Annotated in this window: 28 protein-coding genes and 1 other RNA gene; 15 read left to right on the plus strand and 14 right to left on the minus strand. The window is 58.1% G+C overall.

Annotated features, from left to right (window positions below; all coding sequences use genetic code 11):
• Positions 1–6 precede the first annotated feature (6 nt).
• The gene (guaD, locus tag DK510_RS17485) at positions 7–1,296 is read left to right on the plus strand and encodes a guanine deaminase (RefSeq protein ID WP_109313177.1); all 1,290 of its coding nucleotides are present in this window, start codon (positions 7–9) and stop codon (positions 1,294–1,296) included.
• On the opposite strand, the gene DK510_RS17490 is transcribed toward guaD, so the two are convergent.
• The 3 genes from DK510_RS17490 to DK510_RS17500 form a co-directional block, all read right to left on the minus strand.
• Complete coding sequence (locus tag DK510_RS17490) at positions 1,293–2,627, minus strand: 8-oxoguanine deaminase (RefSeq protein ID WP_109313346.1); 1,335 nt, start codon at positions 2,625–2,627, stop codon at positions 1,293–1,295. The genes guaD and DK510_RS17490 overlap by 4 nt on opposite strands.
• 114 nt (positions 2,628–2,741) lie before the next feature.
• Entirely contained in the window at positions 2,742–3,533 is a 792-nt protein-coding gene (gene hisN / locus DK510_RS17495) for a histidinol-phosphatase (RefSeq protein ID WP_109313178.1), read from the minus strand.
• Positions 3,534–3,577: 44 nt separating this feature from the next.
• Positions 3,578–3,949, minus strand: a complete 372-nt coding sequence (locus DK510_RS17500; protein ID WP_109313179.1) for a helix-turn-helix domain-containing protein — start codon at positions 3,947–3,949, stop codon at positions 3,578–3,580.
• Between the two features lie 320 nt (positions 3,950–4,269).
• Between DK510_RS17500 and DK510_RS17505 the strand changes: the two genes are divergently transcribed.
• Positions 4,270–5,226 carry an NADPH:quinone oxidoreductase family protein gene (locus DK510_RS17505; protein ID WP_109313180.1) on the plus strand — a complete coding sequence of 319 codons (957 nt, stop codon included), beginning with the start codon at positions 4,270–4,272 and terminating at the stop codon, positions 5,224–5,226.
• 7 nt (positions 5,227–5,233) lie between these two features.
• On the opposite strand, the gene DK510_RS17510 is transcribed toward DK510_RS17505, so the two are convergent.
• Positions 5,234–6,115 carry a LysR family transcriptional regulator gene (locus DK510_RS17510; RefSeq protein WP_109313181.1) on the minus strand — a complete coding sequence of 294 codons (882 nt, stop codon included), beginning with the start codon at positions 6,113–6,115 and terminating at the stop codon, positions 5,234–5,236.
• A gap of 127 nt (positions 6,116–6,242) precedes the next feature.
• Between DK510_RS17510 and DK510_RS17515 the strand changes: the two genes are divergently transcribed.
• Positions 6,243–6,452 (plus strand): DUF1127 domain-containing protein, encoded by a 210-nt coding sequence (locus DK510_RS17515; protein ID WP_109313182.1) that lies wholly within the window; start codon positions 6,243–6,245, stop codon positions 6,450–6,452.
• Positions 6,453–6,633: 181 nt separating this feature from the next.
• On the plus strand, positions 6,634–7,410 hold the full coding sequence (locus DK510_RS17520) for a Bax inhibitor-1/YccA family protein (protein WP_058275627.1): 777 nt from the start codon (positions 6,634–6,636) through the stop codon (positions 7,408–7,410).
• Between the two features lie 179 nt (positions 7,411–7,589).
• On the opposite strand, the gene DK510_RS17525 is transcribed toward DK510_RS17520, so the two are convergent.
• The gene (locus tag DK510_RS17525) at positions 7,590–8,096 is read right to left on the minus strand and encodes a hypothetical protein (protein ID WP_160116558.1); all 507 of its coding nucleotides are present in this window, start codon (positions 8,094–8,096) and stop codon (positions 7,590–7,592) included.
• Between DK510_RS17525 and DK510_RS17530 the strand changes: the two genes are divergently transcribed.
• Positions 8,095–8,313 carry a hypothetical protein gene (locus tag DK510_RS17530; protein WP_160116559.1) on the plus strand — a complete coding sequence of 73 codons (219 nt, stop codon included), beginning with the start codon at positions 8,095–8,097 and terminating at the stop codon, positions 8,311–8,313. The genes DK510_RS17525 and DK510_RS17530 overlap by 2 nt on opposite strands.
• On the opposite strand, the gene rpmG is transcribed toward DK510_RS17530, so the two are convergent.
• Together rpmG and DK510_RS17540 are read right to left on the minus strand one after the other, a co-directional pair.
• Positions 8,306–8,473: a 50S ribosomal protein L33 gene (gene rpmG, locus DK510_RS17535; protein ID WP_007799108.1), complete on the minus strand. Its 168-nt coding sequence runs from the start codon at positions 8,471–8,473 to the stop codon at positions 8,306–8,308. The genes DK510_RS17530 and rpmG overlap by 8 nt on opposite strands.
• A 126-nt stretch (positions 8,474–8,599) precedes the next feature.
• Complete coding sequence (locus DK510_RS17540) at positions 8,600–9,304, minus strand: DUF533 domain-containing protein (RefSeq protein ID WP_109313185.1); 705 nt, start codon at positions 9,302–9,304, stop codon at positions 8,600–8,602.
• A 316-nt stretch (positions 9,305–9,620) separates the two neighbouring features.
• Here DK510_RS17540 and DK510_RS17545 point away from each other — a divergent pair, with 316 nt between their 5' ends.
• The 3 genes from DK510_RS17545 (at position 9,621) to DK510_RS17555 (ending at position 11,513) form a co-directional block, all read left to right on the plus strand.
• A complete protein-coding gene (locus tag DK510_RS17545; RefSeq protein WP_109313186.1) occupies positions 9,621–10,256 on the plus strand; it encodes a DUF1326 domain-containing protein in 636 nt (211 codons plus the stop codon).
• 13 nt (positions 10,257–10,269) lie between these two features.
• Positions 10,270–11,112 carry a DUF2182 domain-containing protein gene (locus DK510_RS17550; protein WP_109313187.1) on the plus strand — a complete coding sequence of 281 codons (843 nt, stop codon included), beginning with the start codon at positions 10,270–10,272 and terminating at the stop codon, positions 11,110–11,112.
• A gap of 68 nt (positions 11,113–11,180) precedes the next feature.
• Positions 11,181–11,513 carry a GYD domain-containing protein gene (locus tag DK510_RS17555; RefSeq protein ID WP_058275623.1) on the plus strand — a complete coding sequence of 111 codons (333 nt, stop codon included), beginning with the start codon at positions 11,181–11,183 and terminating at the stop codon, positions 11,511–11,513.
• A gap of 8 nt (positions 11,514–11,521) precedes the next feature.
• Here DK510_RS17555 and rnpB read toward each other — a convergent pair.
• From rnpB to gatC, 5 genes are all read right to left on the minus strand, one after another.
• Positions 11,522–11,921: RNase P RNA component class A (rnpB, locus tag DK510_RS17560), an RNA gene on the minus strand.
• Positions 11,922–12,044: 123 nt separating this feature from the next.
• A complete protein-coding gene (locus DK510_RS17565) occupies positions 12,045–12,755 on the minus strand; it encodes an N-acetylmuramoyl-L-alanine amidase (RefSeq protein WP_109313188.1) in 711 nt (236 codons plus the stop codon).
• The gene (locus DK510_RS17570; RefSeq protein WP_109313189.1) at positions 12,706–13,404 is read right to left on the minus strand and encodes a hypothetical protein; all 699 of its coding nucleotides are present in this window, start codon (positions 13,402–13,404) and stop codon (positions 12,706–12,708) included. The genes DK510_RS17565 and DK510_RS17570 overlap by 50 nt, the downstream gene beginning before the upstream one ends.
• A gap of 40 nt (positions 13,405–13,444) precedes the next feature.
• Complete coding sequence (gene gatA, locus DK510_RS17575; protein ID WP_109313190.1) at positions 13,445–14,932, minus strand: Asp-tRNA(Asn)/Glu-tRNA(Gln) amidotransferase subunit GatA; 1,488 nt, start codon at positions 14,930–14,932, stop codon at positions 13,445–13,447.
• Between the two features lie 3 nt (positions 14,933–14,935).
• On the minus strand, positions 14,936–15,223 hold the full coding sequence (gene gatC, locus DK510_RS17580) for an Asp-tRNA(Asn)/Glu-tRNA(Gln) amidotransferase subunit GatC (protein ID WP_058275619.1): 288 nt from the start codon (positions 15,221–15,223) through the stop codon (positions 14,936–14,938).
• Between the two features lie 237 nt (positions 15,224–15,460).
• Here gatC and DK510_RS23025 point away from each other — a divergent pair, with 237 nt between their 5' ends.
• Both DK510_RS23025 and DK510_RS17585 read left to right on the plus strand, forming a co-directional pair.
• Entirely contained in the window at positions 15,461–15,625 is a 165-nt protein-coding gene (locus DK510_RS23025) for a hypothetical protein (protein WP_186437502.1), read from the plus strand.
• A 141-nt stretch (positions 15,626–15,766) separates the two neighbouring features.
• Positions 15,767–16,330 (plus strand): DUF4202 domain-containing protein, encoded by a 564-nt coding sequence (locus DK510_RS17585; RefSeq protein ID WP_109313191.1) that lies wholly within the window; start codon positions 15,767–15,769, stop codon positions 16,328–16,330.
• Here the strand turns inward: DK510_RS17585 and DK510_RS17590 are convergent.
• Entirely contained in the window at positions 16,321–16,977 is a 657-nt protein-coding gene (locus DK510_RS17590) for a ceramidase domain-containing protein (RefSeq protein WP_109313192.1), read from the minus strand. The genes DK510_RS17585 and DK510_RS17590 overlap by 10 nt on opposite strands.
• A gap of 60 nt (positions 16,978–17,037) precedes the next feature.
• Here DK510_RS17590 and DK510_RS17595 point away from each other — a divergent pair, with 60 nt between their 5' ends.
• Positions 17,038–17,730, plus strand: a complete 693-nt coding sequence (locus DK510_RS17595) for a metal-dependent hydrolase (protein WP_109313347.1) — start codon at positions 17,038–17,040, stop codon at positions 17,728–17,730.
• Between the two features lie 2 nt (positions 17,731–17,732).
• Here the strand turns inward: DK510_RS17595 and DK510_RS17600 are convergent, their stop codons facing one another.
• Entirely contained in the window at positions 17,733–18,182 is a 450-nt protein-coding gene (locus DK510_RS17600) for a nucleoside deaminase (protein WP_109313193.1), read from the minus strand.
• Between the two features lie 61 nt (positions 18,183–18,243).
• On the opposite strand from DK510_RS17600, the gene DK510_RS17605 reads away from it, so the two are divergent.
• From DK510_RS17605 to DK510_RS17620, 4 genes are all read left to right on the plus strand, one after another.
• Positions 18,244–19,053 (plus strand): pseudouridine synthase, encoded by an 810-nt coding sequence (locus tag DK510_RS17605; protein ID WP_370246416.1) that lies wholly within the window; start codon positions 18,244–18,246, stop codon positions 19,051–19,053.
• 174 nt (positions 19,054–19,227) lie between these two features.
• Complete coding sequence (locus DK510_RS17610; protein ID WP_109313195.1) at positions 19,228–20,142, plus strand: 5-bromo-4-chloroindolyl phosphate hydrolysis family protein; 915 nt, start codon at positions 19,228–19,230, stop codon at positions 20,140–20,142.
• Positions 20,143–20,171: 29 nt separating this feature from the next.
• Complete coding sequence (locus tag DK510_RS17615) at positions 20,172–21,362, plus strand: toxic anion resistance protein (protein WP_109313196.1); 1,191 nt, start codon at positions 20,172–20,174, stop codon at positions 21,360–21,362.
• A 49-nt stretch (positions 21,363–21,411) separates the two neighbouring features.
• A complete protein-coding gene (locus tag DK510_RS17620) occupies positions 21,412–22,332 on the plus strand; it encodes a DUF2927 domain-containing protein (protein WP_109313197.1) in 921 nt (306 codons plus the stop codon).

The following is a 22,332-nucleotide window of genomic DNA, read 5'->3' on the forward strand; positions in this document are numbered from 1 at the left end:
ACGGAAATGGCGCAAAAAACGCTGCTGAAAGGGCGTGTCCTGAGCTTCAACGGATCACCATTCGAAGGTGAGCCGACAGAGGCTGTGACAATCAGCGAAGCGGTCCTGATCGAGGGCGGCCGCATATCTGCAGTCGGCGAGGCCGACAGCTTGATATCCGCGAACCCCGATGCCGAAGTCGTAAACCACGGTCAGCACGTGATTATGGCAGGCTTTGTAGATGCGCATGTCCATTACCCACAGACTGCCATGATCGCCAGTTGGGGAAAGCGCCTGATCGACTGGCTGAACACATATACCTTCCCCGAGGAAATGAAGTTCGGGAATCCCGACTATGCAGCCGAGATCGCCAACCGTTATTTGGATCTGACGGCCTCGCATGGCACCACAACAATGTGCAGTTTCTGCACCATCCACCCCGAAAGCGTCGACGCATTCTTCACAGCCGCGCAGCAACGCCGGCAGCGTGTGGTGGCAGGCAAAACCTGCATGGATCGCAACGCGCCCGAAGGGCTGCGGGATACCCCGCAGACGGCCTATGATCAATCGCAGGCGCTGCTTGAGAAATGGCACGGTGTCGACCGGATATCCTACGCCATCACACCACGGTTCTCGCCCACATCCACGCCCGAGCAGCTTGAGGCGATGGGCGCACTGTGGGCCGAACACCCGCATTGCCTGATGCAAACACACCTGAGCGAGCAGACAGACGAAATCTCATGGGTTCGTGAGCTTTTCCCTGATGCGCGAGACTATTTGGATACCTATGAAAAGTTCGGACTGCTGGGCTCACATGGCGTTTACGGCCATGTCATCCATCTGGAATCGCGCGAACGTGACCGGCTGCGCGAGGTTGACGCCTCGCTGATCCATTGCCCGACCTCGAACACGTTTATCGGATCCGGCTTGTTCGACATGGACGGGCTGATGGGCGAAGGGCACCGGGTTGGTCTGGCAACAGATACTGGTGGCGGGTCGAGCTTTTCAATGCTGCACACGATGGCCTCGGCCTATGAAATCGGGCAGCTGCGCGGCTCGCCGCTGCACGCGGCACAACTGCTGTGGCTGGGCACGGTTGGCTCGGCCCGTACGCTGCGGATGGATGATTGCATTGGCAATGTCGCACCGGGGATGGAGGCTGATCTGGTCGTTCTTGACCTCGCCTCAACCCCCGCAATTGCCCAGCGTGAGGCCTGCGCAGATGATCTGTGGGAGGCGATCTTTCCTACGATCATGATGGGTGACGACCGGGCGATTGCTGAGGTTTGGATCGCCGGTCGCCGCGTGTCTTCCTAGGCCTGCAAAGCGCGGGCCAATTGGGTCTGCCGTTCGATCACGCGCGGCAGGTCCAACGTCGTGACATGCCCGTCGCGCACGATCTGGCGGCCTTCAACAAACAGGTGTTTCACCTTCATCGGTCCGGCCAACAGCAATGCGGCCGGGTCCCAGCTGCCTGCACTTTCGATACCACGCGTGTCCCATATGGCGATGTCAGCGCGCTTGCCGGGCTCTAGCCGACCACAATCAGGGCGGTTCAGCACGTCTGCCCCGCCGCGTGTCGCGATTTCCAACGCTTCGCGTGACGACATCGCATCCGCGCCATTGGCAACGCGCTGCAGCAGCATGGCCTGTCGGGCCTCGAGGATCAGACTGCCGTTATCGTTGCTGGCCGAACCGTCGGCGCCCAGACCCACCGGAACCCCGTGATCACGCATGGTTCGAACCGGTGCGATACCGGACCCCAAGCGGCAGTTTGAGCACGGGCAATGCGCCACGCCCGTTTGGGTTCTGGCGAACAGATCAATCTCGGCCCCGTCCAGTTTCACGCAATGCGCGTGCCAGACGTCTGATCCGGTCCAACCCAGATCTTCGGCATATTGACCAGGGCGGCACCCGAACTGCGCCTGCGAATACGCTATATCCTCATCATTTTCCGCCAGATGAGTGTGCAGCATCACACCTTTGTCGCGCGCAAGGATTGCTGTGTCGCGCATCAGGTCCCTGCTGACGGAAAACGGGGAGCAAGGTGCCAACCCTACCCGGCACATCGCCCCAACGGATGGATCATGAAACGCGTCAACCACGCGGATCATGTCGTCGAGGATATCGGATTCCACCTCGACCAATGCATCTGGCGGCAACCCGCCGTCGCTTTCCCCGATACTCATCGCTCCGCGGGTCGGATGGAATCGCAGACCAATTTCGGCGGCGGCAGCGATCGTATCGTCCAGGCGCGCGCCGTTGGGGTAAAGGTAAAGGTGGTCAGAGCTGAGCGTACAGCCCGACAGAGCCAATTCAGCCAGACCAATCTGAGCCGACACAAACATCTCTTCAGGGCCGAAACGGGACCAGATCGGATAGAGTGTCTGCAACCATCCGAACAGCAATGCATCCTGCCCGCCCGGTACAGCCCGCGTCATGGTTTGGTACAGATGGTGATGGGTATTCACCAGCCCGGGCGTCACAACACAACCAGCAGCATCGTGGATCTCACCGTCGGTTTGCAAGTTGTGGCCGATCTGCGCGATCTGCCCCCCCACGATCAGAATGTCTGCGCCTGACAACTCTTGCCGCGCGTCATCCATCGTTAGAATGGTATCTGCATTTTTGATAAGGATTTCGGTCAATTCGCCCTCCTGCAACAGCCCGTCTCATGCAAGAAGTGCAAAGGCTGGCGGAAAACGGGCATAAGAACCAGCCGCGTAGAACCTACCCGACCGGCCAAATTGCGGCAACCAGTTTCAGTAGTTGCGCAGGATTTCCAGTGCGACCGCGTGCAGCTCGGGATTCGCCGCCGCCAGAGCCCGCCCGCCATTATGGGCGGGACCGCCCCGCCAGTCAGTCACAACCCCACCAGCTGCCTCTATCACTGCTATGGGGGCCTGAATGTCATAGGCGTTCAGGCTCGATTCGATCACCAGATCAACCTGACCCGTCGCCACCAGCGCATAGGCATAACAATCCATGCCATAACGGGTCAGCTTTGCTTGCCGGGCCACCGCTTCGAACCCTGCGCGGTCCTCAGGTGTGCCAACCTCTGGGAAGGTCGTAAAAACAACCGCCTGATCCAAGGCGGATGTCGAGCGTGTCTTCAACGGTGCCGTTCCGGATGGGCCGGTGACCTGCGCGATATCCGCCGAACCCACAAACCGTTCGCCGATATAGGGCTGGTCGATCACCCCCATAATCGGGCCGTCAGTTGTGCTGAGAGCAATCAGAACCCCCCAAGTCGGAGTACCGCTGATGAAACCGCGAGTACCGTCGATGGGGTCCAGAACCCAAGTTCGTCCGCTGGAGCCTTCTTCGCGACCAAACTCTTCGCCGAAAATGCCATCTTCGGGCCGATAGCGAGCCAGAACCGCGCGCATCGCCTTTTCGGCGTTTCGGTCGGCTATAGTGACGGGGTCAAACCCACCATCCAATTTGTTCGTGGTGTCCAGATTAGTTTGCCGGAAATACGGAAGAATGGCCGCACGCGCCGCGTCGGCCATTTCTTCGGCAACTTCCAGATCGCTTAGAGAGGTCTCTTGCATGCGTAACCCGTGAGGCGCGCACGGTTTGAAGTCAACCCGCTAATTTATGCGACGTCGCTGAGAACCCGAGCAAGCTCGAACAGGCGGCGGCGCTGGTTTTCGGGAATCGCGTAATAGGACCGCACGAGGTCCAGCGCTTCCTTGTCCCCCATCAGATCGGCAGGAACCGACTTTTTGCCAGAGGTCTCTTTTTCGGCCTCTTCCAGACCTTCAAAGAAAAAGCTGACGGGAACGTCCAATGCCTCGGCAATGTCCCACAGGCGAGACGCGCTGATCCGGTTGGCCCCAGTTTCATACTTTTGAATTTGTTGAAACTTAATACCAACTTGCTCCGCCAGCTGCTGCTGGGTCATGCCAATCAGCCAGCGGCGATGCCGGACGCGCTTGCCCACATGGACATCGACGTGATGGGTCATTGGTATTCTCCTCTTTTACACACAACTACCTGGGGCGCGCGTTGCTTTTCATCGCAACACTAGCGAGTCGCACTTAACCACTCCCTAATTTGGAACATACCCCCAAAACAGTACCATAGCGCAATATTGCCGCATTTGGGTAATTTTTCAAGAAGGTTGAATCTGTTTCGGGTCACAAAGATTTAGGGTTGTGTGTTTTTAATGCTGGGATAGTCCCCACACCCACCACCATACATCTGAAACGAGCTGAATTGGCTGGGGAAAAGATTGACAAACCCTAGCCGAAAAGAATCTATGCCCCAAAATTACGGAGCGCGATCATGCAGGCATTCACGATTCAATCCCAGGGAAGCGCCGCCCAATTGGCTGATATTGACCTTCCCGAACCCGGCACCGGGCAAGTGCGCATCGCGATCAAGGCCTGCGGATTGAATTTTGCCGACCTGCTGATGCAGAAGGGTACGTATCAGGACACGCCCGAAGCTCCGTTCACGCTGGGTATGGAAGTCGCTGGCGTTGTCGACAAGTTAGGTGGCGGCGTTACGCGCTTGAATGTCGGGGACCGTGTAGCCGTATATTCCGGTCAGGGCGGGCTGGCGGAATATGGCGTTTTTGATGCGAGCCGAGCAATTCCACTGCCGGGTGCAATTAGCTTTGAAAATGCAGCGGCCATTCAGATCGCTTACGGCACCAGCCATATCGCCCTTGATCACCGGGCGCATCTAAGGCCGGGCGAGACCCTTTTGGTGACCGGTGCCGCAGGTGGGGTTGGACTTACCGCCGTCGAAATCGGCAAGCTGATGGGCGCGACGGTAATTGCCCATGCCCGCGGGCAGGAAAAACTGGATGTGGCCCGCGCGGCCGGTGCGGATCACCTGATCGACGCCTCGGAAGACCTGCGCGCACGCGTCAAGGAACTGGGCGGCGCGGATGTCGTCTATGACGCTGTCGGAGGGGATGTCTTCAAGGCCGCGTTCCGGGCAACCAACCCCGAAGGCCGTCTGTTGCCCATCGGGTTTGCGGGCGGCGACGTTCCCCAAATTCCGGCCAACCATCTTTTGGTAAAGAACCTGACCGTGATTGGGTTTTACATCGGCGGCTACCTGAGATTCCGACCTCAGGTCGTTCAGGACAGCTTTGACACGCTGTTCGGCTGGCTCGCCGAGGGGCGGATCAAGCCGCATATCAGCCACGTTCTTCCGCTGGCCGAGGCCGACAAAGGCATGCAGTTGCTGCGCGACCGCGTGGCCACCGGCAAAGTGGTTATTACTCCCTGACGGGCGCTTACCCCACGACAGCCTTGAGCGGTACACTGCCCAGAATACGAAAATTCTGACGCACCAGCGCGGCCAGCGCTTCGACGACGGCGCCGCGCCCGGTCTCGCCCCCATACAGATTGATCATGTGGGCCGGCAGTTCCGGCAATGCCCCTCCGGTGTCGATCTGTTCAAGATGTGCGGGTTCGGTCCCGTCCAGCATCGCATGAACAGCCAGATCCGCGCTGACAGTCGCCTCGATCGTGCGGTCGTTTTCTGTTTCGACTGACAGTTCCCACGGGATACCTTCCGCATCGAGGGCCGAAATCATCTGGGGCCGAAACGCGCACCGCCGCCCAACGGCCAATGGAATCGGATTCTTACGCCATGCTGACCCGCCCGGCGCCCCAATCCACCGCAAGGGCAACTCAGCGACGGTCTCCGATCCATCACTGGCTGATGCTTCGGTTGTCAGGATCAGATCGCATTCGCCGCGTTTGAACATTTCTTTCAGCTGAAGGGAATATGACGAAATCAGCTGCACCCGAACCCGCGGGAAGTCAGCATTGAAACGCTGCAAGACCCGCGGGATGGCCGGGTAAACGATGTCATGTGGAACGCCCAGAACAACCTCGCCTTCATAGGCCTGATCCGTGAGCTTTGAGATTACTTCGTCATTCAGCGCGATCATGCGCCGGGCATAGGCCAACAGCTGTTCACCGGATGCAGTCAACGCAATTGTGCGCCCACTACGGTCCAACAATTCAAGGCCCAGCAGCTCTTCCAACCGCTTCAACTGCATTGACACGGCGGATTGCGTCAGATGCAGAAATCCGGCGGCCCGTGTGACGCCACCCTGGTCAGCAACGGCAACGAAGGAACGAAGCGTGGTGATATCCAGATTTCGCATGTTCACAAATCCTTATGCATCTCTTCATAAATATTCATTTTCAAAATGTGACATGTTGCGCCATATAAATCAAGGAAGTTGATGGAAAGACGATAAACCATCATGAAATAGAGAAAGGACAATAAATATGACCCAAATTGCAATCAAACAGCACTGCAAACCGCAGCGTCGCTCTTTGTTGTCCTCGCTTCTGGACTCGCTGTCTCTTCTGCGCCAGCGCCAAACGCTTGCCAGACTTGATGATCGCGCTCTGGAAGACATCGGCATCACCCGCCAACAGGCCGAAACCGAGGCGTCACGATCCATTTGGGATGCGCCGGAGTTCTGGCAAAAGTGATTCGACACTGCACCTTTTCTCGGTGAATGGCAGCGCGAACCGTCGGGCTGCCATTTTTGTTGCGTGTTTTAGCCAGTTTCGGGCGTTAAACCCTTGAAACACAGCCCGCACTTGCCGATATTTGCGGGGAACGGTGCCAATTTCATTGGTCCGACAAGAAATATGCAAAGGGAGACCCTTAATGGCACAATTTGACACGATCCGGACGGCGACCGGTGCGCGCGCTGCCCAGATTGACGAGGGCCTACGCGCCCATATGAACAAAGTCTACGGCACGATGTCTGTGGGCATGCTGATTACATTCATGGCGGCCTGGGCCATTTCCGGGCTTGCAACCACAACCGACCCATCGGCCGCAGCCGGGCAAATCAGCTCGGGCACCTATCTGACGTCGCTGGGTGCCGCGATCTATACATCGCCTCTGCGCTGGGTGATCATGTTTGCACCGCTGGCGTTCATCTTTGGCTTTAGCGCCGGTATCAACCGCTTGTCCGCCGCAGCTGCACAGCTGGTGTTCTATGCATTCGCAGCGGTGATGGGCCTGTCGATCAGCTGGATTTTCATTGCCTTTACCGGCATGTCGATCATTCAGGTGTTCCTGATCACGTCGATCGCTTTCGCAGGACTGTCCTTGTACGGCTACGTCACCAAGAAAGACCTGTCTGGAATGGGTACATTCCTGATCATGGGTCTTATTGGCCTGATCGTGGCGATGGTTGTAAACATCTTCCTGCAGTCACCCGCGATGATGTACGCGATCTCGGTAATCGGCGTTCTGATCTTTGCTGGTCTGACCGCCTATGACACCCAGAAGATCAAAACCACCTACCTGCAGATGGCCCATTCGGGCGACCAGGAATGGTTGGGTAAAGCCGCAATCATGGGCGCGCTGAGCCTGTATCTGGACTTTATCAACATGTTCATGTTCCTGCTGCAGTTGTTCGGCAACCGCGAATAAGACAGCCGGAATTCGAATTCAAAGGCGGGCCAGATTTGGCCCGCTTTTTTTTGTTTGCCTCGCTGCATGGCATCCCGTCCGAGAAGGTAAACAGGCGGCGCAGACTTGTGACGTTAAGAACAAAGAAAGCCTCCACCAACACGGTGGAGGCTTTCTTTATTTTTATCTTTTTGGTTCGATCAGCTGCAGTTCAGAGCAACCGCAAAACCCGAGCTGCGCGACGACGACCCCTTGCGGAACACGTCACCCGCAGGCAGGCACCCGGTAAACTGTTCGGCATTTTGGCCAAAGGCTGCGCCGACGTTGTTGTCCACACGGGTGCTGTTGTTTTCGGTCCTAAGCACACCGAACAAAGTGCCGTTCACGCTGACAGTGCTTAAGAACAGGTTCATGTCCGAACCGGTCAGAACAACTGCGTTTGTGTCGCTGCGTCCGCCATTGTCGATCGCGACGCGGGCTACTTTTTCCGCCTCGGTCTGATCCGTTACGACCGGGATGGATGGCAACAAAGCCAATTCCGCCGGAATATTCGTGGCGTCGGGAAGGAACGAGACCGCACCCGGAACATCCGAGAGGGTCCGCGGCTCACCATCGATGCCCGTGAAGCCAACACCCGAGCGGTTATAGGGGTCTTCACAAGCCGCAAGGGCGAATACGGCAATTGTGGATAACAAGATTTTTTTCATGGCGACCAACATTTTGGAACGATTTGCTGAAGCGTATGGCCAAGGGGTTCCAAAAAGCAACCCGGCGCCCAACCGAATGGCCGTTACGCTGATGCGTCACTGCAACGGCCAATTCCTGATCCCGGACATTTCACCCAGCCGCATGCACAAAGAAAAAGGGTTCCGCATCAGCGAAACCCTTTTCCATTCTGTCCAAGTTGGACGGCAGATTACTTAATCTTGCCTTCCTTGTACTCGACATGTTTCCGAACAACCGGATCGTATTTACGAACGGTCATTTTCTCGGTCATGGTGCGAGCGTTCTTTTTGGTCACGTAGAAGTGGCCCGTGCCCGCGGTCGAGTTCAGACGGATCTTGATTGTCGTCGGCTTCGCCATGGTTATCTCCTGCGTCCGAAAAGGCAGGGGCCTTTCGGTTGAATTCCTATGAGCGTGCGCTTTTACGCCTTGCACGGCTCGTGTCAAGGGCAATTGGGCACATGATCGGCTGATCAGGGATCAGGCCTAGGTCGAAAGTGTCGGCGCGCCCATATACGTGTGAATCTGGTCGCGTTCGGCATCAGATAAACCCAGCGCAGTGGCCAGTTGAAAAAGGTAAGAGGCCTCGCGCTGGTTATCCAGACGAATCGCCGCCAGAGACGTAGCATAGACCTGCGCTTTCAATGGCGCACCGGAATCAGCAGCCAGGCCGATCACATCAATCGGGCCATTCAACTGATCCTGGACAAAGGCGCGTTCTTCATCGCTGATGTCATCACCCAATTCGCCCAGAATGGTTTCCTTCTCTTGCTCATCTAGCTCTCCGTCCGCCTTTGCTGCCTGGATCATCGCGCGCAGCATCAGCTTGGCCTGCTCCTCCATCGCCGCGCCCCCTGGTGTGCCTTTGAATACCGTATCCATCATGTCGGCGGTCTGCTGGCTGCCTGACTTTGCTGCCCCCTGCATGGCGTTCATCAGTCCACCGAGACCAGCGGCCCCGGCCGGATTGGCCATGCCAAGCTTTCCAATTATCTCTTGCAGCCCACCGGCACCCCCCGGCATCCCGAACTGTTCTGCCATCTTGCCCAGTTGATCCATGCCAAAGCCGCCCCCGGCGCCCTGCATCATGTCCTGCAGACCGGCCATTCCGCCCATCTGCTTGTATTTGTCCATGCCTTTTGCGGCGGCAAATCCAACCGCGACCGAAGCCAGTGCCTTCATGAAACTCATAACAATCCTCCCAATATTCAAAATGCGTTTTTGCAATATAGCAGATATCTGCGACTCAATAATCCACGGATTAAGCAGATGCCCTAACGCTAGCGCAAAGCTGACCAATGGTGGCTTCGTTTCAGCAAGTGAACATGTAACAGGCGTATTCCTGCACAAGTGCATGTCTAATTTGTCAGAAATTCGAATTTGTGATAGTAACCGCGCCATCAACAATCCAAAGAAGCCAATTTCTGGCTCGATCTTCGAGGCACCATGAACAGGCAAGCAACCGTGCAAGCAGCGTTTGCACGATTGATTTTGTTTAGGGGGCATCATGACTGAATGGACTATTAAGGGCGAAGAGCTGGCCAATTGTAACTGCAACTTCGGTTGCCCTTGCCAGTTCAGCGTACTTCCGACACATGGCAATTGCGAGGCCGTCGTCGTATTCGACATCGAAAGCGGTCACTATGGGGACACAGATCTGGCGGGCGTGAGGGCGGCTGGGGTGTACTACTGGCCCGGCCCGATCCATGAGGGCAACGGTCAGATGCAACTGATCATAGATGCCAGCGCCAGCGCCGATCAGCGCGCAGCCCTGCAAGCCATCATGACCGGTGAAGATACTGATGAAATGGCAACCTTCTGGTATGTCTACAGCGCCATGGCTCCGACCAAACATGAAACGCTTTTCGTTCCGATCGAGCTGAACTGGGACCGCGACGAGCGCACCGGTTTTGCAAAGGTGAACGGCGTATTCGATATCGAAGTCAGCCCGATTCCGCATATCGTTTCGGGTGCGGCGCACCGGGCGTCAATTCAGCTGCCAAACGGGTTTGAATACCGGCACGCCGAAGCTGCCTCGGGCTCGGCCAAGACACATGGCGGCGAAATTAGCCTGACCTTTGACGCGACACACGCTCATCTGGCCCACCTGAACATTTCGGGCCACGGAGTCTTGGGCGCCTGATCCGGGGGTCATCATGACATCCCATCCCACACCGCCCGGCACCGGAGCGGTTGAGCGGCTTATGCGGCGTGAGCGGGTCATCGTGCTGGCCGGTGTGTCGCTGATCGTTCTGGTTGCAGCCTGGTACACCATCACCGGGATCGGCATGAACATGACGGCCACCGAAATGACCACGATGGCGGGTCCGATCGGAGAGCCCATGCAAATGGGTGAAGCGCCCGGTTGGGGCCTGCAATACGTAATCCTGATCTTTCTGATGTGGTGGGTCATGATGATCGCGATGATGACCCCCAGCGCCGCACCTGCGGTCTTGCTGTATTCGGCGATAAAGCGTGCGGGACCTGAACGTGACAAGGCCGCGCAGTTCAGCTTTTGCTTTCTCGCAGGCTACCTGATCGCCTGGGCTTTATTCAGCCTTGCCGCGACGGGGTTGCAATGGGGGCTGGAAAGCATCGGGCTGTCCGATGGTCCAATGATGACAATCCGGTCCAAAACATTTGCTGGCTGCGTCCTGATAACGGCAGGCGCGTATCAGCTGTCGGACCTCAAGTCTGCCTGTCTGCGGCATTGTCAAAGCCCTGCCCGGTTCCTCGCCGATCATCACAAACCCGGCGCGTTTGGTGCGTTCCGAATTGGTGCTTTGCATGGGCTGTACTGTCTGGGCTGTTGCTGGGCCTTGATGGCGCTGCTGTTCGTCGGCGGGATCATGAACCTGTACTGGATTGCCGGAATCGCCATTTACGTGGCTTTGGAAAAGCTGCTGCCGGGCGCACGCTGGTTGCCCACTTTGACTGGCTTGGCCCTGATTGCTGTGGGTTTCTGGGTCGTCCTGGACGCCGTTGTGAGCATTTTTTGAGTCCCGTTTCCAGGCCGCGGAACCGGCCAATTTCAGCGTTCCAAACCATTGAAACAAGGAGAAGACTTATGCCTATTTTCATCACTTATGCGACCTACTCCCAGGATGGCGTCAAAGGAATGCTGAAGAAGCCTGCAGACCGCACGGCGGCCGTCCGGGCGTTGCTGAAAAAAGTAGGCGGCAAGCTTTTGGCTTTTTACATGACGACCGGCGAAAATGACGTGGTGGTCGTAAGCGAAGTTCCGGATGGCACTGACGCAGTAGCAATTGGAATGGCCGTTGCGGCCTCGGGTGCAGTATCAAACGTTGAAACAGTACGCGCCTGGAAGGCGAAGGACTTTGCCGCCATTACCAAGAAGGCTGCCAAGCTGACCGGGGCTTACACGCCGCCCGGTAAGTGAACAGAGTTATGCGCGGAGGGCCTGTAAGCCGGATCTTGTTCCGGGGTTGCCCCCTTCGATGACCATTCCTCTAGACCGCGCATTGCTGCGCGGCTCAAGCTGCCAACCCGGTCCCTCTTGGCCAGGACGTGCCTAGCGGCGGTATCGGCTGACGCCGACCTGCCCGCGCGGGGACCCTATTTGGCATTGCTCCCGGTGGGGCTTGCCGTGCCGCCACTGTTGCCAGCGGCGCGGTGGGCTCTTACCCCACCGTTTCACCCTTACCCCTGACCGAAATCCGGGGCGGTCTGATTTCTGTGGCGCTTTCCGTCGGGTTTCCCCGCCCGGGCGTTACCCGGCACCGTTGTCTTGTGGAGTCCGGACTTTCCTCTCGGGCCTTGCGACCCCAGCGGCCATCCGGCCCTCCGCGCAAACGGTGGGTATGCCTTGTGCCAAGCCGCGTCAAGAGTGGAGAGCGTGCGAAGGGGCCAGCCCCTTCTGGGCCTGCGGCCAATTCACCCCCGGGGATATTTTTGCCCGTTGAAGAGCGGATCAGGATTGTGGGGTCAAGGGCGCGAAGTCGGCTGGCCGCAATGGCCCTTTGCCCCAGGGGCGATATCGCAGACGAACGGCATTCAGGAGGGTTTCGTCGTCTACTTCAGCACTGAATCCGGCCGCTTGAGCCAGGGTACGAAATCGGTCCTGTGGGGCATCTTGTCGACCATCGCCTTGTTCGCGTGATGCGGCCAGCGCGTTGCGTTCCAGCCGCAGCCAGTCAAATCGTGGGCCCGGATCGAATTTTCGCCCGGGTGCCATGTCGGAATGGCCGATAACGCCGTTTGGCTGGATGGTCCAACGGTGCATGATCTTATGCAACAATTTCTCCAACCGTTGCATTTGCGGTTCTGAGAATGGGTGTTTGCCGGTGTTGTCTAGTTCGACACCGATCGAACGGGAGTTGATGTCGCTCTGACCGTGCCACTCGCCAGCCCCTGCGTGCCAGGCGCGGTCCTCTTCCCGCACCAACTGCCAGAGTGTTCCGTCACCACCTATCAGGTAGTGCGCCGAAATTTCGTGGACGGGATCGCATAGCCTGTCCAGCGCCTCTTGCGCGCTGTTCATCGCCGTATAGTGCAAAACGATCAGGGACGGCTTCAGCCCGTCCCTGCGTGGTCCGTAGTTAGGCGAAGCGTGCCAGATTGGCGCTTGTGGATCAGTTGTTGACGGCACTGCGGAATGCACTTGGATCCCAGCCACATGCATACCCATCCCCATCCGGGTCCAGCCCGTTGCGATCACGCTGTGGGCCACCATTGGCCAGGAACTCGATCTGAGCCTGATCAGGCGACGGGAACTTGGCGCAATTCCGCTGGGCTTTAGCCTCGAGATTAAAGCCTGCGCGACTGTATAGCTGCGTGCCGACGGGATTCGAGGTGCTTAGAGCGTATTGCACGATATTGGGCTGGCCGTCCGATCCGCGCTGCGGGACAGCAGTCGGGGTGACAACTTCGTAGGTCTGGCGGTTCTGTTGAATCAGGGCCGCGTCGTTTTCGATCGTGCGACGTCCTGATACAGCCGCAAAATCCTGTTCGTCGGAGATCGCATTGTTACTGGCGGCGGACAGCGGGACTTGCGTCAACGTGCTTTGCCCCGACGTGTTGGCCAATGCAGCCGCCGTTGCCGACGCGATATCAGCGTTGTCCCCGGTCGGCGTGGTGCCGGGTGCGCCCAACTGTTGTTCTGACACTTCAGCAGGGCCGGTCAATGGGTTGCCGGTGTAGCCCGGCCCGGCCAGCGCGGCCTCGCGCTGTGCCTGATATTGAGGCGTGTTAAATCCAGTACCCTGGACCGGGGCCACCGTGTTGCAGGCGGCCACAAGTCCGATTGCGGGGATCAGAAGCGTAAAGCGCATTCAGCTGCTCCGTATTAGCTGGTCTTGCCTGATCCGAGGATTACCACCATTTGCCCGGCTTGGCCACAAATCCGGCGGCACTTTCCAACGCATAAGCTGTGTTCAGCAAATCGCCTTCTTCCCACGGGCGGCCGATCAGCTGCAGCCCCAGCGGCAATCCCTGTTGGTCCAAACCTGCGGGAACCGAGATACCGGGCAAACCGGCAAGGTTCACTGTCACGGTAAAGACGTCGTTGAGGTACATCTGCACCGGGTCCGCCTCGGTCATCTCGCCCAGACCAAAGGACGCCGAAGGGGTAGCAGGCGTCAGGATTGCGTCGATCCCTGCGGCGAAGACATCTTCGAAGTCTTTCTTGATCAGTGTCCGCACCTTACGGGCGCGGTTGTAATATGCATCGTAGAACCCTGCCGACAGAACGTAGGTGCCGATCATGACCCGGCGCTGCACTTCGTGGCCAAAGCCTTCGGCGCGGGTTTTTTCGTACATCTCGGTGATGCCGTCGCCCTGTGCCAGCTGCGCGCGGCGGCCATAGCGGACACCGTCGTAGCGGGCGAGATTCGAGGATGCTTCGGCCGGTGCAATCACGTAGTATGCGGGCAGCGCATACTTGGTGTGCGGCAGCGAAATGTCGACGATTTCAGCACCCGCTGCTTTCAACATCTCGGCGCCTTCGGCCCACAGCTTTTCGATCTCGGCAGGCATGCCTTCCATGCGGTATTCTTTCGGGATACCGATCTTCTTGCCTTTGATATCGCCGGTCAGCATCGCCTCAAAATTCGGCACCGCCAGTTCGGTGCTGGTCGAATCCTTGGGGTCGTGACCACACATGGTCTCGAGCATGATCGCAGCGTCGCGCACGTTCTTGGTCATCGGCCCGGCTTGATCCAATGAAGAAGCGAACGCAACGATGCCCCAGCGCGAGCAACGACCATAGGTCGGCTTGATGCCAGTAATGCCAACAAATGCAGCAGGCTGGCGGATCGAACCACCGGTATCGGTACCGGTGGCGGCCAGACAAAGATCTGCTGCGACGGCCGAGGCCGACCCACCGGACGAGCCACCGGGTGTCAGTTGCGCATCGTCATTGCCCCGGCGCCATGGGCTGACCGCATTGCCGTACACGGAGGTTTCGTTGGACGAGCCCATGGCGAATTCGTCCATGTTCAGCTTGCCCAGCATCACCGCGCCAGAATCCGCCAGTTGCTGAGACACAGTAGATTCGTATTCGGGCTTGAACCCTTCGAGGATTTTGGAAGCCGCCTGCGAGGGTACGCCTTTGGTGCAGAACAGATCCTTGATGCCGATCGGCAGGCCGCACATCGATGGCGCGTCGCCCGCTTTGATTCTCACATCCGCCGCCTTGGCACGCTCAAGCGCGATTTCGGGCGTTTTGTGGACAAAAGCGTTCAGCGCGTCGGCGTCATCGATCGCCTTCAGGCAGGATTCGGTCAGCTCGACAGAGGTTACGTCGCCAGCGCGCAGAGCGTCGCGCGCTTCAGCCAGGCCCAGTTTGTTCAGATCGCTCATGTCTTACTCCACAACTTTGGGAACAGCGAAGAACCCTTCGCGCGCATCAGGGGCATTGGCCAGAACCTTGTCTTGCTGGTTGCCGTCAGTGACCACATCCTCGCGGCGTTTCAGGCGCATCGGCTCGACCGAAACCATCGGTTCGACACCTTCGACATCAACCTCGTTGAGTTGTTCGATGAAGCCAAGGATGGTGTTGAATTCGGATGCCAGCGCAGGCAGCGCGTCATCCTCGACCTTGATCCGGGCCAGTTTGGCCACCTTGGCGGCGTTGCTTTGGTCAATCGACATCGGATATCCTCATATGCGTTAGGGGGCATTTACCTGTCTGGTCGCCGGGTCGCAAGACCGCCAAGGCGCTGATCCACCCTTGAGCGCATAGCAAAGGTCCATAAATCCTGTCCGATCATTCATTTCTGAATACCCCTATTTAAAAAAATGAACCGATTAGTTCACTTCACATCTTGAAATACTGAACTGAACTGTTCATTTCATATGGCACGGCACAGCCTTATATGGAGAAAAACGATGAAAACGTTCATGACTGCCTTTGTACTGGCCACTACGGTTCTTGCTGCGCAAGCTCAGGCGGGCGCTTTTGGCCCAAGCATGGACACCCTGACCCGCAGCCTGATTTTCCCCGATCAGGTGTCGGAACCTGTCACTCAGGATCAGAACAAACCGGGCAAGTAATTTAGCCCGCAAAAACCGGGTCGGGTCCAAATGCCCCGGCCCGCCAATTGCCTGCTGCGTTCCGCGCGGCGTATCGCTACGGTGGTCCACAAGTAACCCGCCGGCCTGCCCTGCAGACCCGGCAAGTCAACGGAATGGAAGATGAACGCGCGCAAGCAAGCTGTTCTGGACGCAATTGATGCGGCCAACTCACACGACCCCAACCTCGAAGACGGCCAGCCCGCTGAACTGCTTTATGGTCAGCGCATGAGCGCCGAGTTGGGCAGGTTGTTCCCCGACGCGTCCGACCCATTGCAAATTGCAGCGCGGGGTCAGCATGTGGAGCGGTGGAAACTGGCGCGCGGCGAATACCCCGAAGGTCGCGCTGGATATCTGGCCTGGCGCAAGGCGCAGGGCGTCCACCACGCCGAGGTCGTGATGGGGCTTATGGAGCAGAACGGGTACTCTGCCGATGATGTGGAATCTGCCGGTCGGATGCTGCGCAAACAAGGCATTAAGCGTGACGACGAGGTGCAGGCGCTGGAGGATGTGATCTGTTTCGTTTTCCTTAAATGGTATTTCGCACCGTTCGCCGAAAAGCACTCGGCCGAGAAAATCCAAAGCATCGTCGAGAAAACCGCGCGCAAGATGTCGGATCAAGGCCGCGCACGCGTGCTGTCTGAATTTGACCTGCCCGCAGAACTGGCCGCAGCGTTTCAGGCCTGAGCCGCGCGCCTCGGGTGCCTACGATACACCTCGATCATCCAGCCCAGCATGAGGGCATTCAGGATGTGCCATATGAAATGCGTGCCCAATGGGATCTGCCCACATATGGGTTCGTCCAGAGCACGAAAGGTGATCGATGCGATCAGGATCATCGCCCCGATGGCCAGACCACGGGCGGTGTCCGGCACCCGGCGGCGCAAAAGGAACGCGTAGATCAAGATCAGCAGCGGCACCGGGACATAAGCTGCTGATCCACCCAATCCCGGCACAAGCTGGAACAAGGGCACCGTAGCTGCGGCATAGGGAATGAACAGCGCCGTCACGATCCCGGCCGTAAGCGGCCGCATGTGCCAGACGTCCCGGTTGATCGCGAAAATGTAGACCAGGATGTACAGCAAAATCGGCAGAACATCCGCCATGGCGGCCCAGACCTGCGCGTTGGTATGGAACAGGTAGCTGCCAAGCCCGATGGCAGTCAGAATGGCCACCAACAGCATCGCCAGCGGCATCCCCTGCCCGCGCACGCGCCGCCACATGACAAATGCTGCAATCAGAAACGCCGCGTTTGTCACCGCGTTTATCGGTTCGGCCCAATAAGCGGGCGTCAAGCGCTCGCAATAGCCATCAATTTCCTGAAACCAGTCCATGAACTTTTACATAGCCGATGCTAAGTTAATGCCAACAGTTTGTTTTGGGGGGATGAATTCATGAACATCATTTGGCTGGGACACGGCAGTTTCCGCATCGAAACCGGCGGACAGGTTTTGCTGGTCGACCCCTGGCTGACGGGTAACCCAGTCTTGTCCGAGGAACAGCATGATGACGCTCTAAACCGTGCGACTCATATCCTTTTGACGCATACTCACTTCGATCACGTCGCCGATGTCGTATCGCTGGCCAAGCACCTGAACGTCCCCGTGGTCGGACAATACGACCTGATGGGGTATTGGAGCGAGTCCGAGGGGCTGGAAACTATCGGCTACAACAAGGGCGGTACCGTGAACCTGAATGGCGTCAAAGTGTCGATGGTGCCAGCCTCGCACAGCTCGACCTTTTCTACCCCTGACGGGCTGCGCACCGGCGGCAGCGAGGTTGGGTTCATGATCGCCTCGGACGGACGTATGCTGTATGTCTCGGGCGATACCGACATCATGGCCGATATGGATTGGATGGGGGATTACTACAAACCCGATATCGGGATCCTGTCGGCAGGCGGCCATTTCACGATGGACATGAAGGGCGCAGCATATGCGGCCAAGCGGTATTTCAACTTCAAGACCGTGATTCCCTGCCATTACAAGACCTTCCCGATCCTCGAACAATCAGCTCAGGCGCTGGTCGACGGGTTGCCGGGGGTCGATGTCATCGAACCCGAGGTGATGAAGGCCATTACCCTTTAGGGTCAACGCCGTGCGGCGAAAAACTCCTTCAAAAGGTCGGCGGCCTCTTGCCCTCGGATGCCGTCGTAAACCTCTGGCACGTGGTGTGCTTGTGTATGGGTGAAAACCCGCGCGCCATGGGCGACGCCGCCGGATTTCGGATCGGCAGCCCCGTAATAGATGCGCCGGATACGCGCCGCTGCCAGAGCCGCCGCACACATCGCGCAAGGCTCTAACGTCACATATAGATCGTGATCGGGCAGACGTTCGGATCCGGCTGCAGCGCATGCAGCGCGCAGGGCCAGTATCTCGGCATGGGCGGTGGGATCGTTCAGTTCTCGTGTTCGGTTGCCCGCTGAGGCCACGATCACGCCATCGGGGCCGGCAATAACAGCGCCCACAGGCACCTCGCCGCGATCCGCCGCAGCGCGCGCTTCAACCAGCGCCTTATCCATGTGCGATCTGAACACCATGCCTCTGACTGCAACAGAAACCTGTCTTTCGCAAGCGGCCGGGATGCGCTATGGGCTGCGGATGACCAAAACCCCTCCTCCCGGCGACCGGATCGCCAAAGTCCTTGCCCGCGCAGGTGTTGCCTCGCGCCGCGAAGCTGAACGCATGATCGAAGCAGGTCGTGTGAGTGTAAACGGCAAGACCATCGACAGCCCCGCGCTGAACGTCACCGCCAAGGACAAGATCATTGTCGACGGCAAACCGGTGTCGGAACCGGAACCTTCGCGCCTCTGGCTGTATCACAAGCCTTCGGGTCTGGTGACAACGACACGAGACGAAAAAGGACGCGCGACCATTTTTGACAAACTGCCCGAGGATATGCCCCGGGTCATGAGTGTCGGGCGGTTGGACCTGAACTCGGAAGGGTTGCTGCTGTTAACCAATGATGGCGGCATCAAGCGCAAGCTGGAACTACCCTCGACCGGATGGCTACGCAAATACCGCGTGCGGGTAAATGGCCGCCCCAAGGACGAGGATTTTGCACCGCTTCGTAAGGGGCTTGTGATCGACGGGGAACGCTTTTTGCCGATGGACGTCACGCTGGATCGCCAGCAGGGCGCGAATGCCTGGCTGACCATCGGTCTGCGCGAAGGCAAGAACCGTGAAATTCGGCGTGCGATAGAAGATATCGGTTTTGCGGTGAACCGGCTGCTGCGAGTGTCCTACGGCCCCTTCCAGCTGGGAAGCCTGAAACCCGGTGAAGTCGAAGAGATCCGCCGACGGGTCATGCGCGATCAACTGGGGTTGGAAGTCGAGCCCGAAGCACCGGCCAAACGACCCGCTCGCCCACAGCGAAATCGGCCCCCGATCGGCAAGAAACCTCGCAAGTGACGCAGGTTAGGCAACCTTCCCCCTAGCGCCACGGCCTCTCATGGCCTAGATTTCCCCAAGGGACATTTTTGGGGGGCGCCATGTCCGGGACCGGAGTGCAAAAACTGGCCTATGTCGTGTTGTTGATGCTGATGTTCGGCGTCTGCACCGGCGTATTGGGAGGCTTGTAAGCACATGGCCAAACGGTATGGCGGGAAATTCAGCCCACAAGACGACTCCTCGTCTCCGATTCAACCTCCGCGCGGACAGTTTGACGTCGCTCGGGTCGAACCGGCCGGAGCCCGCGCTAACTTGTTGTTTCTTCCGGCTGTTCCCTTGGTTTTTCTGTCGCTGAACGATGGGGCCGTCGGATTGACGATCGGCCTGATCGCAGCGGGTCTTTTGACAGCTGCAGCATTTCTCCTGCGCGAAGGGTTGCGCGCCGAATCCGCCTACAACGCTCGCCGCACAGCCCGTCGCCCGGCGTTTCCCAGAAAGATATTCTCCAGCCTGCTGACCGGACTTGGCGTCGGATTGGCCGCTTATCGCACCGAATATCTGGATGCAGCCGCAGCATCTGAGGCCAGCCTGATCGCCCCGATTCTGTTCGGCTTGATGGCCAGCGCCCTGCACTCTGTCTCTTTCGGAATTGATCCGATGACTGACAAAGGCATGGAAGGCATCGACACCTTCCAGCAAGACCGCGTTGCCCGCGTCGTGGAAGGTGCTGAAACACATCTGTCCGAGATGACAGACGCCATCAAACGCGCTGGCGACCGCAGGATCGAAGCCCGGGTTGAACGTTTTCAGGATACCGCCCGCGACCTGTTCCGCACGGTCGAGGAAGACCCCCGCGATCTGGCCGGTGCGCGTAAATACCTGACCGTTTACTTAAAGGGCGCGCGTGACGCGACGGTCAAGTTTGCTGACGTTTATGCCCGCACCCGCGATGCCCAGGCGCTGGAGGATTATTCGTCCCTCCTGGATGATCTTGAACAGAATTTCGCGGCGCGTACCCGCAAGTTGCTTTTGGACGACCGCAGTGATCTGACGGTTGAAATTGATGTGTTGCGCGAAAGGCTGCAACGCGAAGGCGTCCGGTTGGACTGACCGGCCACAATTTGAGAGAGGATTACCCCATGTCCGATGACATCAAGAACAAGGCGGTCGAGGCTGAAACGCTGGTGCAGGAAGTGACCGCTGTCACCCTGCCCGACCCGACCGCCGAAATCGTCTTGCTTGAGGAAGCCGACGAACCTGTCAGCGCCGAAATCCGCAAGCGGATGGATGAGATCGACATGGATAACACCAATTCCATCGTCGCGTTCGGATCGTCTGCCCAGGCGGAATTGCAGGAAATCAGCCAGGCCATGCTGGCGGATGTCCGAAACAAAGATGTCGGACCTGCCGGGGACAGTCTGCGCAATATCGTCACGACGATCCGCGGGTTTTCAGTCAGTGAACTGGATGTCCGGCGCGAACGCAGCTGGTGGGAAAAGCTGTTGGGCAAGGCTGCGCCTTTCGCCCAGTTTACCGCCAAGTTTGAAGATGTTCAGGGGCAGATCGACAGGATCACCGACGACTTGCTGGGCCACGAACACACGCTGCTGAAAGACATCAAGTCGCTGGACCTGTTGTATGAAAAGACGCTGGGTTTTTATGACGAGCTTGCGCTGTATATCGCAGCAGGTGAAGAAAAACTGACCGAGCTGGACAGCCAGAACATCCCCGAAAAAGAAGCCGAAGTTCAGGCCGCGCCCGAAGACCAACAAGTCATGAAAGCGCAAGAACTGCGTGACCTGCGCGCAGCGCGGGATGATCTGGAACGGCGTATTCACGACCTGAAGCTGACGCGACAGGTGACAATGCAATCGCTGCCCTCGATCCGGTTGGTGCAAGAAAATGACAAATCGCTGGTGACCAAGATCAACTCGACCCTAGTCAACACCGTGCCGCTTTGGGAAACGCAACTGGCGCAGGCCGTCACCATCCAGCGTAGCGCCGAGGCGGCCGCGGCCGTTCGCGATGCGAATGACCTGACGAATGAGCTGCTGACATCGAACGCGGCGAACCTGCGTGAGTCGAACAAGATGATCCGCGAGGAAATGGAACGCGGTGTGTTTGATATCGAGGCGGTCAAGCAAGCCAATGCCGACCTGATCGGTACGATCAACGAAAGTCTTGCAATTGCTGACGAAGGCAAGGCCAAACGCGCCGCAGCCGAACAGGAACTGCAGAAGATGGAGACCGAGCTGCGCGACACCCTTGCCTCTGCCAAGGCGCGCAAAGACGGCGTCGGCGACAACGCTGGAACTGCGGTTTCGAGCTAAGGGCAGGCTGGACGTGCGGGTGCCGGGATATCTGAAACCCTTGTTGGGTATGGTGGCGCTTTTGGCGCTGGCCAATTGTAATGAGGCACTGACGTCGTCCGTTGTGCCGCAACCGCGCCCGGTGGCACCAGCACCAGCACCCAATGCTTATGTTCCCCCGTCTGCGGCAAGTCAGGATCTGGCCCGGTTCTATCAGCGGGTCGAACGTGACCTGCTGACCCGCGATATGTTGCGCGTGGACGGAGGCGGTCCCGACACACCCTATGATGCCGATGATCTTGCCCGTAATTTCGAGGCTATAGCCTTTTACAGCGAATACCCCGATCACGCTGTAACTACACGCATTCGGCGAACGGACGGACAGCTTAGCCGGTGGGCAGGACCTGTGCGGATTCAGACCGAGTTCGCCCCGTCCGTGGCACCCGAGATACGCAAAAAAGACGCGGCTGACGTCGAGGCGTTCGCGGAGCGGCTGAGTAAATTGACGGATCACCCGATCTCGGTCGTCAATCGCAAGGCAAACTTCCATGTCTTCTTTGCAGGCAAGGATGACAGCGCCTATGTGGTGAAACGCCTGAAACAGCTGATTCCGGGCATCAGCACGCCTTCACTGGATTTGGTTGCAAACCCGCGCGCCAATATTGACTGTCTTGTTTTTGCGTCTCCTACCAATACCTCACCATATAAATTTGTGCGGGCTGTCACTCTCATCCGGGCTGAACTGCCGGACCTGACCCGGCGCAGTTGCATCCACGAGGAAATTGCGCAGGGGCTTGGATTATCCAATGACAGCCCGGCGGCACGACCGTCAATATTCAACGACAATGACGAGTTTGCGCTGTTAACCAGCCATGACGAGAAACTTCTGACAATGCTGTATGACCCGCGCCTTGAACCCGGTGTGACAGCCGAGGACGCCCGCCCCGTGGTACGGATTATTGCACGCGAATTGATGGGCCAGCAGCTCTGA

Source organism: Ruegeria sp. AU67, from assembly GCF_900312795.1.
GTDB classification, from domain to species: domain Bacteria; phylum Pseudomonadota; class Alphaproteobacteria; order Rhodobacterales; family Rhodobacteraceae; genus Ruegeria; species Ruegeria atlantica.